The organism is Microseira wollei NIES-4236 (assembly GCF_020521235.1).
In the GTDB taxonomy this organism is placed as follows: domain Bacteria; phylum Cyanobacteriota; class Cyanobacteriia; order Cyanobacteriales; family Aerosakkonemataceae; genus Microseira; species Microseira wollei.
This window is the reverse complement of sequence record NZ_BLAY01000079.1, coordinates 1-15,731: the sequence shown is the minus strand read 5'-3', so window position 1 is coordinate 15,731 and position 15,731 is coordinate 1. Positions and strand designations below refer to the sequence as shown.

Genomic DNA, 15,731 nt, shown 5'->3' with positions numbered 1-15,731 from the left:
CCAAATTGCTGACCTTGCTCGCAAAAAACCTGCATATTCTCCTCACGCTATCCCGATAAATAAACAGCAAAGCTTCCCCGCCGACTAGATTTGGTCTCCAAAACAGTGGTGTAGAAGTGCTGAAAGGCTTTCATCGTAAGGAGTAGCGACTATGAATTCTCTAAAATTAACCTATCATGCGATCGCCTTAGCTGGTGCTGGGGCATCTTTGTTTTTCACCACCCCTGTGCTAGCACAACAGCCTGGGATAAGTCCTACTCGCATTCATCCTACCATTGAACAGTCCCCATCAGGCTCTATCTCCCTGCCCCAACAGATAGCACAACAGTTCATCCCAGCCATAAGTTGCCCTAACATGGTTCGCTACGTTTTCGCCGAAACCAGAAACTTTTTGGTTTACATTTGCGGCAGAAATTGTAGACCCTTAATGTACGTTGCAGTTGACAAAAATGGTAGAATCGGAGGCATTATTTTACCTCTCAGAAGTTACAACGGTTCCCAATTTGTCGCAGCTAACGGAAATGTCCATTACATCCTTACAGCCCAAGAGCTAATTGTTATAGAAGGTCGCCGAATCATCCTCAGAGAAAGAATTTGACCAAGGGGGCTTTGGAAACATGGATTGAGAAAAATCAGTTACCATTGAAACCAGCGGTTAGGATGAGTCTGCGTCGTCGTCTTTATAAGTTGGAGGATGATGATCAACCTTTTAAATTGCCTTTTTATTGGGCGGCATTTTGTGCAGGAGAGGAACAATGAACGAAGAACGTCTTGAAGCTTATTTAAGTTTAATTGATTGTCTAATAAACTGTGATGATGGAGAAGAAATGCAAATTTTAGAAAATCATAAAAATTTGTTGGATTATGATTTTATCAAATTTATTAAAAAATATTCATAATTGTTTGAACAAAATGGAGGTGAAGATGTAGCTTATTATCTCAATAATCTCACATCTGCATTGGAAGATGCTATTGAAAATGCTGCCAATAGTTATACGAAAGAAATAGAAGCAAGGCAACTGTTTAATCAAGGAATGGAAAAATACAAAGCCAATTTATTTGAAGATGCAATTCTTTTATGGGAACAAGCTATAGTCAAGTATCAAGAACTTGATAACTCCAAAGCAGAAGGAGCGACTCTGGGGAATTTAGGTTTTACATATTTCAGTTTGGGAAAATATCAAGAAGCTATTGAATACCACAAACGACAGTTAGCTATTGCTCAAAAGATAGATAATGATGGACTTAAATCTAATGCGTTAAATGGTTTAGGTAACAGCTACTATTCTTTAGGAAAATTTGAGCTAGCAATTGAAAAATATAAACAAGAGTTAGCAATAGCTGAAAAGTACAGCAATCGCCATCGGGAAGGTCGCGCCTTAAATAACCTTGGTAATGTTTTTGAATCACTAGGAGAATATCAGCAAGCCATTGAGTATTACCAACAATCTCTGCTGATTAGACGGGAACTTAACGATTTAGAAGGAGAAGCCTCTGCTTTAGGAAATTTGGGGGTTGTATATTACTCTTTAGGAGAATACCAAGAATCAATTGATTATCATCAACAGTCTTTATGCATCAAACAGAAAATTGGCGCTCGCCAAGGAGAGGCTAATAGTCTTGGTAATTTAAGTTTGGTATTTGATGCTTTAGGAAAGTTTCCGGAAGCGATCGCATACAACCAAGAATGCCAAAAAATTATGGCGGAGGTAAACAATCGGGTAGGTGAGTCTCAAGCACTAGCTAATTTAGGTAATATTTTCTATACTTTGGGGCAGTATCAAAAAGCGGTGGATTATTTTACAAAATTTTTGGATATTGCCAGAGAGATAGGCGATCGCTATGGAGAAGCTGCATTTTTAGGTAATTTAGGTAACGCATTTGATTCACTTTCAGAATATGAAGAAGCTGTCAAATATTATGAAATGTCGCTACTGCATAAAGAAATAGGTAATCGTTCAGGTGAAGCTGATGTTTTAGGTAATTTAGGTAATACATATTGTGCTTTAGGTGAATATAATAAAGCTATTAAGTATTATGAGCAATCAGTGGCACTTCGCAAACTATTAGGGAACATTCATAAAGAAGCAAATACAATTGCTGGATTGGGAACAGTATTTTATTTTATGGGTCAGTATCAACTGGCTATTAATAATTTTCAAAAACAGTTAAATATTGCACGAGAGATAGGAGAAGCAGATGGAGAAGGAACAGCCCTAAATAATATTGGAGCCGCTTTACTAAAATCCAATACTTTGCCTGACAAAAATCAACTGTTAGAAGTTGAAAGTATTCTACGTAGCGCTGTAGAAGTATGGGACAATTTCCGAATAAACCTGGAAGATGCAGATAAAATTTCTCTCTTTGAAGAACACGCTCGTACTTATAGACTATTGCAAGAAGTTTTGATTAACCAGAATAAAAAAGAAGAGGGTTTAGAAATTGCAGAAAGGGGTAGAACTCGCGCTTTCGTTGATTTATTACTTAAGCAAATATCTAGTAAACAGGGAAAAAACATCTCCTTTTATCTAGCTATATACAAATAGAACAAATTATCGAAATTTGTAATAAAAACAACTTAACTATAGTTGAGTATTCAATTATTTATGATGAATTTATTATTCAAGGGCGGAAGCAAACAAAGGAATCTAATTTATTAATTTGGGTTGTTAAACCTCAAAAACAAATTAAATTTCATAAAATCAGCCTGGAAAGCTTACACATCAGCAATATTTCACTAGCTAAATTAATTATTGAAGCCCGTAGGAGTTTAGGTGTAGAGGAAACTGAAACTAAGGCGAGTGAATCTGCGAGATCTAACTCCTTAATCGACAAGAATAAAAAAAATAAAGAATTACAACAACTTTATCAAATACTAATTCAACCTATCACTAAGTATTTACCACCTGACCCCAACTCTACGGTTGTTTTTATTCCTCAAGAAAGCTTATTTTTAACACCTTTTCCGGCGCTGCAAGACCATGAGTGTAAATTCCTGATCGAAAAACACACTATTATTACCGCACCTTCCATTCAGGTACTAGAGCTAACTCAAAAACGAAATACTAAAGAACAAGAAACTTCCCTAGAAGGGCTGGTTGTGGGAAATCCGAAAATGCCAACAATTCCCTTAACTGAACCACCTGTGCAGTTGCAGGATTTAGCCTGGGCAAAAACTGAAGCAAATGCAATAGCTCCCCTTCTCAACACGCAAGCCATCACGGGTGCAGATGCAACCAAAGCATATATTACACAACTTCTTCCCAAAGCACGATTGATACACATCGCAACCCACGGTTTATTAGATGATATCCGACAATTGGGCATACCAGGAGCGATCGCTCTTGCTCCCAGCGACGAAGATAATGGCTTTCTTACTGCTGGCGAAATCTACGACATGAAACTAAACGCCGAACTGGTTGTGCTGAGTGCTTGCAGTACCGGACAGGGTAAAATCACCGGAGATGGAGTAGTGGGGCTATCTCGTTGTTTGATAGCTGCTGGGGTCAAAAGTGTAATTGTCTCTCTCTGGTCAGTAGGTGATTTGTCCACCGCCTTGTTAATGGTGAAGTTCTACCAAATTTTTCAGCAGGGAGTGGCGGCTGCGATCGCGCTTAATGAAGCCCAGCGCTGGTTACTGGGTATTAACAAGACAGAATTGGCAGCTTGGGTGAAAACAAATGAAAGATTTTTCGATGCCACTCTGAAAATGAATCTACGCCACAGGTTACATCAGTTAGATGATAACGCCAAACCATTTGAAAATCCTCGGCATTGGGCTGCGTTTTGTGCGATCGGGCAGTAATGAAACAATATCAATAGAAGCGCAAACCCGATATGACCAGTCCAAGCTGCCCAAATCATGAGCGAAATTCCCCAGACGATGGGACTGCATAGCCCCAGCCTTACCCTCTATGCGTTCCATCTTCGCAACAGCATCAATCAGGGACTACAGCCAACCGTAGCAGCAGCCCCCCGGTTGTGGGAACAGTTAGTCGATTTGGGAAATACACTCAACATTCCGGAACTACAAACTCTACGACAAAAACTGATATGTTATGAAGGCGATCGCTATTTCCCAGAAGCCGAAGATTTTTTGGGAACTGAATACTTAACCTTATTACAAAATAACGAACCCAGTCTACACTTCCAAGTCCCTCCTCAACCGGGCGGATTGGAAATTCAGGGATTGCTTTGTCCTTTTCGCTTGCACGATACTTATGCGATCGATCTGACCCTATTTTCTCAAGATACTCCGACCCTACCGCAATTAAACGATCTCAACCCTAACAACCTGATATCACAAAATATTCAGGCTTCTTTGGGACAAACACTATTGCTGTTTGGTCAACCATCTTTAGAAATACAAGAAGATAGCGAGCGAGTTTTAGCAGATGCTTGCGTCGCCCAATTATTTCCAGGGAAACATTCAATCGATTTAGTCGATCCCGGAAGTTTGTTGGGCAATCCAATTTTTGAGTATGAAAGTAGACTATCCAATCCCGGCAATAAACTTCATATCCTAATCTGGCTCAAATGTCAGGAGATGAAACCCCATCACATGGATAGAGTATCTGAAATCCTCCTTCATCTGCTGTGGTGTCGCCATAAAATTCTCTATGTTTATCAACAATCGCGCGGGTGTGTCGATCGGGCTAAGAAACTTTACGGTAGTTTGGAACAGTATACAAGCAATTTTCGTCAAATTTCTGAAACACCAAATCGGCGATCGCATCTGATAGACTTGTTAGCCAAATTACGTCAAATGGAGCTGGACTATGCTAACTACCTAGATGATTTGACAGAACAGGAAAAGACGATCGCCATTAACGAAATCAATTACAAAACTTACTTGGAAAAGCTGGAGAATTTTCCAGGCACTAAGTTGAGTTTTTGTCAAGAGTTTTTGCGGTACGTCGGCAAAAAATTGCAAGGGCAAATTCGAGCGGATCGAGAGTATTTGGGGATAGGGGGCGATCGCCTGCAACGTCTAAAAGCTACAGTTCAGGAAAGTATTGCTACTGAACCCGTTGCTAGCGAACCTCCGTCTGCTAAGCAGTCTGGGGAGCCGGAGCGTAAATCGGGACTTGCTTTGCCAAAAACGCGACATTATCATGGGAATAATGCCTTAAAAAGTAATATGTCTGGGATTCCTCCTGAAATCTACGATCGATTGTATGAAGCGTTGTTAGATTGCGACCAGTTTGACGACGCTGGAACATTGCGGAAATTCTTTAAGGGGAACGCTCCACTCAACCCTTGGCGAAACCATTGGCAGCAAGGCAGCCCATCTAAACTGGTTGAAGAGGCGATCGGCTACCTATGTGATAAACATCGCGATGATACTAAGGAAAATGCGCTAGTTATCTTGGTACGTCTACTAGCAAATCGAATAGACTCAGCAGATAGTCGTCATCAAATATTAGATAAACTAGCACAGGAACTTAATAGTGTTCTTTCAGGTTCTAATAACAACTCCAAAATTGTACCTTTTACAAAGAAACCTGATATTGCCCATTCTGAAAGTTCACCGACAGATCGCTTGGCACAAGAAGCTAATCCCCAAGGTGAGTCAATGGTTTTTATTTCATAATATGAAAAAATCTTAACTTGTGCTGCTTCAGTTGCCCGGATCAGCGTGCCGAAAATTATTAATGGATGCATAGATAAAGTTCCTACAGTTCCTACAGGTACAGCTTGGTTAGTAACTCCTGAATTAGCCTTTACCTGTTGGCACGTTATCGAAGCCAGAAGTTACAGAGAAGATTGGATTAGCGAGTCCGATATTCAAGCACAACTTGCCAATACCTTGCTATTTTTTGACAATATATTACCCGGTCAAGGAACTGAATATGGCGTAAAAAAGTTGGAACATTACAATCGAGATTTGGACTATGCTTTGCTGCGATTAAAGGATGAAGATTCCTCTTTAGAGTCAAGAGGCTTTTTGAACTTAGAAACGAATCAAAATGCTCCGCTTACAGTTCAAACCCAACTATTTGTTATTCAACATCCAAAAGGTGAGCCTAAGCAGGGAAGTAGTGGATATTTTGTAAAGATTGCTCCAGATACTAACTGCATTCTCTATAATGCTCCTACTGATAAAGGAACTTCTGGATCGCCCGTGCTAAAAATCAACAACTGGCAGGTAATAGCGCTGCATAATGGGGAAAAGAAAAATGAAGCTCTGCGGGAGGCTACTCTAATAAGTCATATATTATCCGATCTGAAACAGAATCGTCTTCAATTGTACGAAGAAATCATGAAAGCACAAAAATCCGACAAGGAGTGAATTATGGCAACAGGTGCTAGTCAGCTTTTTTACCCAAACCAACCTATTCCTTTATTCAACCTAGAAAGAGAAAACAGTTACTTTTTGGTCAAGCTGCACGATACCCAGGCATTCTTTCAAACTAATTGGCTGGGTAAAGCTGGTTTATTGACCTTAAGTTCCTCAGTTACTAGCTCATTGAAGCAAAACTCTCCCACCCAAAGTCTACATAAAATTTCTACGATCCAAAAAAACACTCCTTGCCGCTTGGGTATCGGTACTAATTTAACAGATTGGTTGCCTGCCAGTCCTGCTAATTCATTGCGGATTGACATTAAGTACACAGTATTTCAAGAGCAACCTATACGGAATTTTATAACTCACATGGAACAGGCAGATTTGGTTGCCAAGTTATCTTTACGACCTGATTGGGCTGTGGCTCTCAAGGTGAGTAATGTGGTTGGCAAGTTGTTGAGTTATTTGGTGCAGGAAGGGAGTCAACATGAAATCTTTTCATTGACAATCGATCTTAACGTAGCGGATTTAAAGACGGGTTACTATGTTGCTATTGGCTCTCATAGTGATGAGGTTTGGACTCCACCTAAATTTTTACAAATTGATGACAATGGACGCTTAATAGATAAAACGGCGGAAAGTTCACTTTCTTGCCTTTCTTATGCTGTTATTCAAGTTTTGGGAATTAAGCGATTGCAGGAACAAATGTTCCGCGATGAACCTTGGTGGGATTTATTGCAAACTGTCAAAGATGATATATTAGACTCGGACATACCTAATGCCGAACAGCGTCAAAAACTACTAGGTAAATGGCGGTTTGCTCTGGAACAAGTCAAGCGATTAACTCGCAACCGTTCAGAGTATTTGTTGCCAGAAATAAGAGAGATTATTGCAGCATATCAAGATGAGGTAGATCAAAAATTACTACCGCAAGTTACAAAAGAATCCTTTGGTCTTGATGAGGAATTACCTGCTGATATTCAAGAAATATTGGAGGTTAAAACTGAGGGAGAATTGCGCCAGTTAGCCAACAATTATCGAGCCGCAGTAAAAAATTCTAAGTATTTGCTTGAACAGTATCAACTGTCTGGAGATTGATTGACTGTGGAAGGATTACCTTATGAACTGTGCGACCTATGCGAGGAGGTCTTTTTGATCTGCGACGAATTTGAGAGTTACGACAGCCTCCGTTCATTTTGTAGAGTGCGAGAAGAGTTTCATTTTTTGACTTTTAAACTAAAAGGCAAAGACGCTAGTCCATCATCTTTATTTAACCTCAATTTACCGCTTTTACTTGAAAGTAAACATCAACGATATGGCTGGATATTACCTATTTTTGTGAAAGCTTTGGCATCCCGTTATAAAGATGACGATCGTCAAAGCAGACTGAATGACTTATATTCTAAGATACAGTCATGTAGCAATCAGCCTCAAGTACAGTATTCCCAAACATATCGGCGTGACCAAAGACTCTTTAACTCCATTCTCGAAATTGACTTTGAAGAACAGCAAGAAGAGGTAACAAACGCTCTAAAATTACAACAATCGCTCAAGAGAGCAGCCGCATTTCTGATTCATGGTGAGGAAAAGTTTGGACAAGAAACTTTAGTTCATCGGCTTTCTCAATTATCAGAGTTGCGGAACGGTCGGCGCATCAAGATTAAACTGGCTGGTATGGGTGATGTTTCCGATTTATGGAAGGCAGTTGCTGCTTCATTTAAGGGTTTCAACCAGGTAAGTTACTTGTCGCCAGACCAAGTGATGGCTTTAATTCTTGAATGTTTGCAAACTCAGCACTTAATTTTTATCTTTACTGAAGTTCACCGTACTTGTATTGGGTTTCTGCCTGAATTAATTGAACAATTTTGGCAACCTCTTGTAGAGAAAGTAAGTTTAAAAGAGACATATTTAGTCATGTTTCTAGTTGATAGTGAGGGAAAAGTCTGTAAATCAGGAATACCTTTAGCTTGGCAAGCTGGTCAGCAGGAATACCCCAAAATTCCCCTGCACTTGCCTCCCACAAATAGATTTTTGCATAAGAAAATCGATGAATGGTTGGACCGACCAACAGTGGCAGAATTCGTACCAGAAAGTTTATCATCCGAAACATTGCTGCAAGAGTCTCAAGGTGGTGTTCCAGAACTTGTTTATCAAAGGATTTGTTATCACTGTGGTTGTAGTTGGGAAGGAGGATTAGCACAATGGTTGATTCAGTGATTCCTCGCGTCTATACGGGTACAAAGCAACCGTCTCCAGAAGAGCGGGAACTTTATGGAATTCAGCCTTACTACCCTTCAGAAGAATTAATTGAAGCGGTCAACCTGACTATCTTTTTACAGAAACGTCCTCTATTGCTGAAAGGCGAACCTGGATGCGGTAAAACTCGACTAGCAGAGGCAGTTGCTCGCGAGTTAGGCTTACCTTATGAAGCTTGGTATATCAAGTCTACAACTAGGGCAAAAGATGGACTCTACACTTACGATGCAGTTGGTCGCCTTCACGATGCTCAACTAGCAAGATTTGATGGCGAACAAAGCTCTAAAGTAAAAAAGATCGGTGAGTACATTAAATCAGGTCCTTTGGGTCGTGCTTTTCAAAACGATCGACGAACCGTGCTACTAATTGATGAGATTGATAAAGCCGATATTGACTTTCCCAACGACTTACTACAGGAATTAGATGAAGGACGGTTTATCATCCAGGAAACAGGAGAGGAAATTAAGGCCAAGCAGCCGCCTATTATCTTTATCACCAGTAACGACGAAAAAGATTTACCGGATGCCTTTTTACGCCGTTGCTTGTTCCACTATATTGAATTTCCTTCTGAATCACAATTGGTTAAGATTCTTCAGGCTCACTTTCCCGATTCATCATCAGAAGTCATCCAAAAAGCAGTTTCCCGCTTTAAAATACTCCGAGGACATATGGAAAGAGACTATAGCGGAACAGGTAAAAAGGTGAGTACCAGTGAGTTAATTGATTGGTTTACTATCCTGCGCCAATATCCTGAAGACCAAGCCTTAGCTAAACTCAATGGAGAACTGCCTTTTGCTGGCGCTTTGCTGAAGTCTTGGAAAGATTATCGGAACTACTTACGCAAGCCAGGGGAGGAGAAAACATGAATCCCGCTGAAGTGCGTTTACTGAATGTTTTGCTGAGTCTTTTTAAGGAGTTGCGAAAGTGGGGTCTTCCTCTAGGTGTGGAAGAGTATATGTTGGCGCTGCGATCGCTCCAAGCTGGTTTTGGTATCGGCGATCGCAACTCCCTAGAACGACTTTGCTGTACGCTGTGGACTAAATCTGAAACAGAAGCTCGTTTGTTAAAACGACTGCTAGATGAAGTCATAAAGCAACCTGTGAAAATTCCTCAATCCACCCCTACTGAATCGCCACAAACATTTCCAGAAACATCTCAGCAATCTCAACCTCAAACCCCATCAAAGGAACCTGAAAAATCTGCAACTTCTTCCACACCTTCACCCGTTTCAGAAATATCAGAACCATCCTCATCTGAAGCTTTATTAGAAGAACCAGAACAAACTGTATCTCAACCCACTTCGCCTGCTGAAATTCCCCTAGACATAGACGAACCAGAACAGGTCATTCAAGCGATTCGGCAAAATTGGGATAACAGCTTAGAAATGAGCTACTACCGCCAAAATTCCGTTGATGAATACTTGCCTGTTACCCCCCGACAGATAAAGCAAAGTTGGCGTTTTCTCCGCCGTCGAGTGCGGGAAGGTTCGCTAGCAGAATTGGATGTGGAAGGTACGGTAGAAAAAATTTGTCAGCAAGGGGTTTTATTAGAACCCGTGATGATGCCAAGCTATAAAAACCGAGCCGAACTCGTGTTACTCGTTGACCAAGGCGGTTCGATGGTGCCTTTTCATCATTTGTCCCGTCAATTAATAGATAAAGCGCAGCAGGGTGGAAATCTTACACAAATCGGCGTTTACTACTTTTATAACTATCCTGAAAAATATCTATATACTGACCCCAATCGGCTCAAATATCAGCTAGTTACAAGCATTTTAGAATCAATCGATAGCAGGACAGGGGTATTGATAGTCAGCGATGCAGGAGCGGCACGGGGAAATTTGAATGAAGTACGAGTGGAGTATACGGTAAAATTTTTAAAACAGCTCGAACAGTCAGTCCGTTATTATGCCTGGTTGAATCCCATGCCGAACGATAGCTGGCAGGATACTACTGCTGGCGAAATTGCCCGTTTCGTACCAATGTTTGAAATGAGCCGCGAGGGATTGAATGCGGCTATTAATACTTTGCGAGGACGCTATGTTTATTGGGAGCGTCCTTATCAGGGGACGGTGTATTAATGATGAGTGAAGCGAGTACAACAGATTATGAAATTGCTGTCGAGCGAGTTGTAGGGTTTCTGCAACAATTCGATCGCGCGCATTTCGACTTAGCTTGTCATGCCGCATTTCCACTGGTAATCACGCCCGACTTACTTTACCAAATATGGCTGCGCTTCGTACCAAAAGCACCTTGGACAGCAGTTGCTCGCATACTTTTATCTCGTTTATGTCGTGAGGTAGGGTATGAGCTTTACGAGATGGATATTTCTGTCCGCAATTTGTTGTTAACAGAACTCAAGGATAATGAGGAGTTTAATCAAAACAAGCCCAGATTAGAAGAATTGGCAGATTTTTTGACCAGCTATGTAACACAACAGTTTGTTGGGGACAATCCCCATACAAAAAATTTAGCACAGGGACAGTATTGGACAGCACTTGCTTATACAAAACCAGAGCGACTTAGCCGCGAACTATTAGAAGCAATTAACTTTAGGTTGCAAGATAAAAACTATAAAGAATTATTTCGCCTATCCTCATTAGTAGAAACTTTTGCCGAACCACTGGCTAAATTCGCTCCACTATTGATTACTTACGCTCGTGGAATAGAAAGGTTAACTTGTGGCGACCAAATCATTGCTGAAGAATTATTCAGAAGATTGCCAAAGCCGAAGCGATACATTGAGATTCATGGAGTCAATGTCCCACTTTTAGAGCGAGTTTATATTTCTAGTTTTGGACAAGGTAATTCCAGTCTTACCCTCTATGCGTTCCATCTTCGCAATAGCATCAATCAGGGACTACAGCCAACCGTACCAGCAGCACCTCGGTTGTGGGAACAGTTAGTCGATTTGGGAAATGCCCTCCATATTCCGGAATTACAAAATCTACGACAAAAACTGATATGTTATGAAGGCGATCGCTATTTTCCAGAAGCTGAAGATACTTTGGGAGCCGAATACTTAACTTTATTACAAAATCACGAACCCAGCCTAAACTTCCAAGTTCCTTCTCAACCGGGCGGATTGGAACTTCAGGGATTGCTCTGTCCTTTTCGCTTGCACGATACTTATGCGATCGATTTAACTTTGTTTTCTCAAGATACTTTGAATATCCCACAATTAAGTTATCTCAATCCTCAAAATCTTATATTACAAAATATTCAGCCTTCTTTGGGAAAAACACTATTGCTATTTGGTCAACCATCAGAAACACAAGAAGATAACTATCAAGCTTTAGCAGATGCTTGTGTTGCTCAATTACTCCCAGAAGCAGCAGATATAACTAAATTAGTTGGGACGGGTAGTTTATTAGGAAATCCGATTTTTGAGTATGAAAACAACCAGTCTGATTCAGCTCAAAAACTTCACATACTGGTTTGGTTCAAATGCCAGGATATGAATCCAACTCACATGGATAGAGTAGCTGAAATCTTGTTTCATCTGCTGTGGTGTCGCCATAAAATTCTCTATGTCTATCAACAGTCGCGCTGGTGTGTAAATCAAGCTAAGAAACTTTACGGTAGTTTAGAACAGTATACAAGCAATTTTAGTCAAATTAATGAAACACCAAATCGGCGATCGCATATAATAAACTTGCACGCTAAGTTACAGAAGATTGATCTGGATTATACGAACTACCTAAATGATTTGGTCGAACACGAAAAGACGATCGCTATCAACTAAACCAATTACAAAACCTACTTGGAAAAGCTAGAGAATTTCCCATTCACTAAATTGAGCTTTTGTCAATAGTTTTTGCGGCACGTCAGCAAAAAATTGCAAGGGCAAATTCGAGCGGATCTAGAGTATTTGGGGATAGGAGGCGATCGCCTGCAACGTCTAAAGGCTACAGTCGGAGAAAGTATTGCTACTGAACCCGTTGCCAGCGAACCTCCGTCTGAAATCTATCCCCGACTGCGAGAAGCTTTGTCAGATTGCGATCAATTTAAGAGTCATGGCAGACTATTAGATTTCTTTGATGCCAATGAGCCGCTAAAACCGTGGTGCGATGATTTGCCGGAAGTTGATAATCGAACTGAGAGAGCAGAAAGAGTTATTGGCTTGCTAGTTAATCAATTCCGGAGCGATACTCAAGAGAATGTGTTACTAATACTGCTAGGTTTATTAAAAGACCAGATAAACCCGATTAAACCGCTCCATCAAACTTTATCCGGTTTATTACAAGAACTTGCTCCCCTGCTTTCAGGTTCTCAGAGCAACTCGAGATTGTACCTTAATAGGAGTGAAAAAATGGCACTGTCCCCTTACGAAGAAACTATCCTAGATTTTATCTATATCGCCCAAAAGCAACCCGAATTATTCACAGCAGAAGACCGTGCCGATTTTGCCAAATTGGTGGCAACACTCCCAAAGGATGTAGAAGCAATTTCCAATGCGATCGCGCTTTGGTGCGACACCCGTCCCCACATCCTAGATGCCATTTTTGCCCTACCCGTTGAAGAATTAGCCAGTGTTCGAGCAGCAGGGGGTCGCGGTACTCCCCTCACGGGTAAAGAGGCTAAGGATGCGATCGAAAATACAGTTCGGGAGAGCATTCCACCAGAGAAATCACCACCCCCTCTACCCAAGAAATGAAGCAACAGTGCCTTAACCATCTATACAGTATCCGAAAAACTCCAGGAACTGAGATCTCATACTAAATCCGCTTTCATTACCCCCGTGGAAGCCGAACGACTAAAGTCGCGGCTACACAAACAAAGACCGCCTGCGCGGTCTGTAAGAATAACAGGGGTCGTTAACCCGGATTTGGTATCAAAGAAAAACAATAACTCAAGCCGATGACTCTGAAATATTGAATTAAGATTTTGCGATCGCTTTATATGATAACTACCCAATAAAGCTGGGAAAGCTGACTGTGCCATATCTGCGTCAAAACCACTGTCAAGACAATGACAAACAGCATAAAAAATTATTCAGTAGAGCTATAGCAATGGCGTGGTAATATAACAAAAACAACTTCGAGCGCAACGTGGCAGTCATCATCGGCATCGATCGCTACAACAGCGATCGCATTCATAACCTGAGTACACATAATTTACCAAATTTTTGCCATCTGCAAGACGAATCCTGGTAGCACTGGATCGCCGCTCACTATTTCGGGATTATCCAAAATTTCAGGTTCTCGATTGGGACGATAGATGTAGACTTTTCTGTTCTTGCGATCGATTAATAAGCCTAGTAATGCACCGTTGTCAATATATTCCTGCATCTTGTCTTGCAATCCCCTGAGAGTATCCCTAGAAGACCGTAATTCAATTACGAAGTCTGGACAAATCGGTGCAAATGAGGCTTTTTGTTCTTCAGTTAAGGCATTCCAGCGTTCTAGTTTAATCCATGAGGCATCGGGGGAGCGGATTGCTCCATTTGGCAGGGTAAAGCCTGCACTGGAGTCAAAAGTTTCACCTGTGCCATCTTGTTCTGCCCAGTTCCCCAGTTGTACAGCAATCTTGAAGTTGCGATTGCCTGTATCTGAAAAGACTGGTGACATAATAATAACTTCCCCACTGGCAGTACGCTCAATTCTCAAATCGCGATTGGCTAGACAGAATTCATAGAACTGTTCAACAGTCATCGATTTGAGCGCAGGAAGATTAACCGTCAGTGGGACGCTTTCGGTTTGAATTAATAGCGTCGTCATTGTTTGTCTCTCGTTTTGTTGAAGAGTGGAGCAAGCACAGGCTACCTTGAGTTTATACGCTTTAAACGATACTTGTACGTGGTTTGTACTTAGCTTGAAAATCCGCCTGAGCAGGCGGATTTTTGCAAAAACACCTCTTCGGGATAACTGCCTACCTGATAGACTTCGCCTAACCCATAAAACTGGACTTACGCAACGAGACAGGCGCTTACGCGCCTGTGAATAACAAAGGGTTTGAGTCGATAGACATCCGCGCCTCTCCTTAAACAGCCTAATAGAGGCAATAACAAAGATAGAAAAAAAAACCTATCAAAGCGGATTCAACTGAGTTAACCTTAATTAACCCAAGCCGGGATTCAAGCAATGAACAACTGGCAACCCACAGCGTGCATCTTATGTTCGCGCAATTGCGGTCTACTCGTTCAGGTAAAAGATGGTCATCTAGCAAAAATCCGTGGCGACCAACGCCACCCAGTTAGCGCCGGATATCTCTGCCAAAAAGCAACACAACTCGATTACTACCAAAACCACGCTGACCGCCTGCGGACTCCACTGCGCCGCAAAGCCGATGGCAGCTTTGAACCAGTCTCCTGGGATAGAGCAATTGCAGAGATTGCTGAGAGCCTGCTCAAGCTGCGCGACGCCCACAGCAGCGACTGTCTGGCTTACTACGGCGGTGGCGGACAAGGCAATCATTTAGGAGCCATGTACAGCAGTGCGTTTCGCGACGCAATGGGAATTCGTTACTACTACTCCGCCCTCGCCCAAGAAAAAACTGGGGACTTCTGGGTTAACGGTCAGCTGTTTGGCAAACAGAACTGTCACATCAGTGAAGATGTCGAACATGCTGATTGCGTCATGTTCATCGGTACGAATCCCTGGCAAGCTCATGGAATTCGCAATGCTCGCCGCACCTTAAAGCAAATCGCCCAAAACTCCAACCGTACCCTAATCGTAATAGACCCGCGCCGCACTGAAACGGCTCAGCTAGCTGATATTCATCTCCAGTTGCGTCCCGGTACCGATGCGTTTCTGCTTTCGGCTATGCTAGCGATCGCTATCCGCCAGGGATGGGAAGACCAATCGTTTCTCCAGCAGCATACAGTCGGTTTTGAGCAACTGCGTGAGGTGCTGTTGCAGGTTCCCATCGACGACTACATCCATCGAGCGGGTGTCGATAGTCACCAGGTATATGAAGCAGTCCGGCGCTTTGCCACAGCCCCAAGAGCTGCCGTGCGGGTTGACCTGGGTCTACAACAAAGTCGCAACAGCACGCTCAATTCCTATTTAGCTATTCGGCGGGAAGCCCCGCGCTCTACCTGTACTCAGGTGAGCGTCGGGATGAGAGCCTTCTTCAGTGATGAATTGTGCCCTTGAACGATGTGAAGCGTAGCTGAACAAGAGATTGGGCACTTCGGAAGAACTGCCAATCTCCTATAAACGAAGCGAACACAAGTACCTATACTGTGT

At 42.0% G+C, this 15,731-nt stretch carries 16 protein-coding genes; 14 read left to right on the top strand and 2 right to left on the bottom strand.

The window, feature by feature from the left end; genetic code table 11:
- Positions 1 to 151: 151 nt before the first annotated feature.
- From MiSe_RS24295 to MiSe_RS24235, 13 genes are all read left to right on the top strand, one after another.
- Positions 152 to 598 (top strand): hypothetical protein, encoded by a 447-nt coding sequence (locus MiSe_RS24295; protein WP_226585678.1) that lies wholly within the window; start codon positions 152 to 154, stop codon positions 596 to 598.
- The gene (locus MiSe_RS24290) at positions 595 to 759 is read left to right on the top strand and encodes a hypothetical protein (protein ID WP_226585676.1); all 165 of its coding nucleotides are present in this window, start codon (positions 595 to 597) and stop codon (positions 757 to 759) included. Before MiSe_RS24295 ends, MiSe_RS24290 begins: the two co-directional genes overlap by 4 nt.
- Positions 756 to 899, top strand: a complete 144-nt coding sequence (locus tag MiSe_RS24285; protein WP_226585674.1) for a hypothetical protein — start codon at positions 756 to 758, stop codon at positions 897 to 899. Before MiSe_RS24290 ends, MiSe_RS24285 begins: the two co-directional genes overlap by 4 nt.
- On the top strand, positions 900 to 2,546 hold the full coding sequence (locus MiSe_RS24280; RefSeq protein WP_226585672.1) for a tetratricopeptide repeat protein: 1,647 nt from the start codon (positions 900 to 902) through the stop codon (positions 2,544 to 2,546).
- A complete protein-coding gene (locus MiSe_RS24275) occupies positions 2,537 to 3,805 on the top strand; it encodes a CHAT domain-containing protein (protein ID WP_307731522.1) in 1,269 nt (422 codons plus the stop codon). The genes MiSe_RS24280 and MiSe_RS24275 overlap by 10 nt, the downstream gene beginning before the upstream one ends.
- Before the next feature lie 57 nt (positions 3,806 to 3,862).
- Positions 3,863 to 5,593 carry a hypothetical protein gene (locus tag MiSe_RS24270; protein ID WP_226585670.1) on the top strand — a complete coding sequence of 577 codons (1,731 nt, stop codon included), beginning with the start codon at positions 3,863 to 3,865 and terminating at the stop codon, positions 5,591 to 5,593.
- 45 nt (positions 5,594 to 5,638) lie between these two features.
- Positions 5,639 to 6,292: a trypsin-like serine peptidase gene (locus tag MiSe_RS24265; protein ID WP_226585669.1), complete on the top strand. Its 654-nt coding sequence runs from the start codon at positions 5,639 to 5,641 to the stop codon at positions 6,290 to 6,292.
- A gap of 3 nt (positions 6,293 to 6,295) precedes the next feature.
- Complete coding sequence (locus MiSe_RS24260; protein ID WP_226585668.1) at positions 6,296 to 7,384, top strand: hypothetical protein; 1,089 nt, start codon at positions 6,296 to 6,298, stop codon at positions 7,382 to 7,384.
- Positions 7,385 to 7,510: 126 nt separating this feature from the next.
- Positions 7,511 to 8,503 (top strand): hypothetical protein, encoded by a 993-nt coding sequence (locus MiSe_RS24255; protein ID WP_226585667.1) that lies wholly within the window; start codon positions 7,511 to 7,513, stop codon positions 8,501 to 8,503.
- Positions 8,488 to 9,408 (top strand): AAA family ATPase, encoded by a 921-nt coding sequence (locus MiSe_RS24250; RefSeq protein ID WP_226585666.1) that lies wholly within the window; start codon positions 8,488 to 8,490, stop codon positions 9,406 to 9,408. Before MiSe_RS24255 ends, MiSe_RS24250 begins: the two co-directional genes overlap by 16 nt.
- The gene (locus tag MiSe_RS24245; protein ID WP_226585665.1) at positions 9,405 to 10,622 is read left to right on the top strand and encodes a hypothetical protein; all 1,218 of its coding nucleotides are present in this window, start codon (positions 9,405 to 9,407) and stop codon (positions 10,620 to 10,622) included. Before MiSe_RS24250 ends, MiSe_RS24245 begins: the two co-directional genes overlap by 4 nt.
- Positions 10,622 to 12,286, top strand: coding sequence for a hypothetical protein (locus MiSe_RS24240; protein ID WP_226585664.1), 1,665 nt, complete (start codon positions 10,622 to 10,624; stop codon positions 12,284 to 12,286). Before MiSe_RS24245 ends, MiSe_RS24240 begins: the two co-directional genes overlap by 1 nt.
- A gap of 93 nt (positions 12,287 to 12,379) precedes the next feature.
- Positions 12,380 to 13,198, top strand: coding sequence for a hypothetical protein (locus tag MiSe_RS24235; RefSeq protein ID WP_226585663.1), 819 nt, complete (start codon positions 12,380 to 12,382; stop codon positions 13,196 to 13,198).
- 334 nt (positions 13,199 to 13,532) lie between these two features.
- On the opposite strand, the gene MiSe_RS51150 is transcribed toward MiSe_RS24235, so the two are convergent.
- Together MiSe_RS51150 and MiSe_RS24230 are read right to left on the bottom strand one after the other, a co-directional pair.
- The gene (locus MiSe_RS51150; RefSeq protein ID WP_264196679.1) at positions 13,533 to 13,655 is read right to left on the bottom strand and encodes a hypothetical protein; all 123 of its coding nucleotides are present in this window, start codon (positions 13,653 to 13,655) and stop codon (positions 13,533 to 13,535) included.
- A gap of 3 nt (positions 13,656 to 13,658) precedes the next feature.
- Positions 13,659 to 14,261 (bottom strand): Uma2 family endonuclease, encoded by a 603-nt coding sequence (locus tag MiSe_RS24230; protein WP_226585661.1) that lies wholly within the window; start codon positions 14,259 to 14,261, stop codon positions 13,659 to 13,661.
- A 363-nt stretch (positions 14,262 to 14,624) separates the two neighbouring features.
- Between MiSe_RS24230 and MiSe_RS24225 the strand changes: the two genes are divergently transcribed.
- Entirely contained in the window at positions 14,625 to 15,638 is a 1,014-nt protein-coding gene (locus tag MiSe_RS24225) for a molybdopterin-dependent oxidoreductase (protein ID WP_226585659.1), read from the top strand.
- The last annotated feature ends 93 nt before the right edge of the window (positions 15,639 to 15,731 follow it).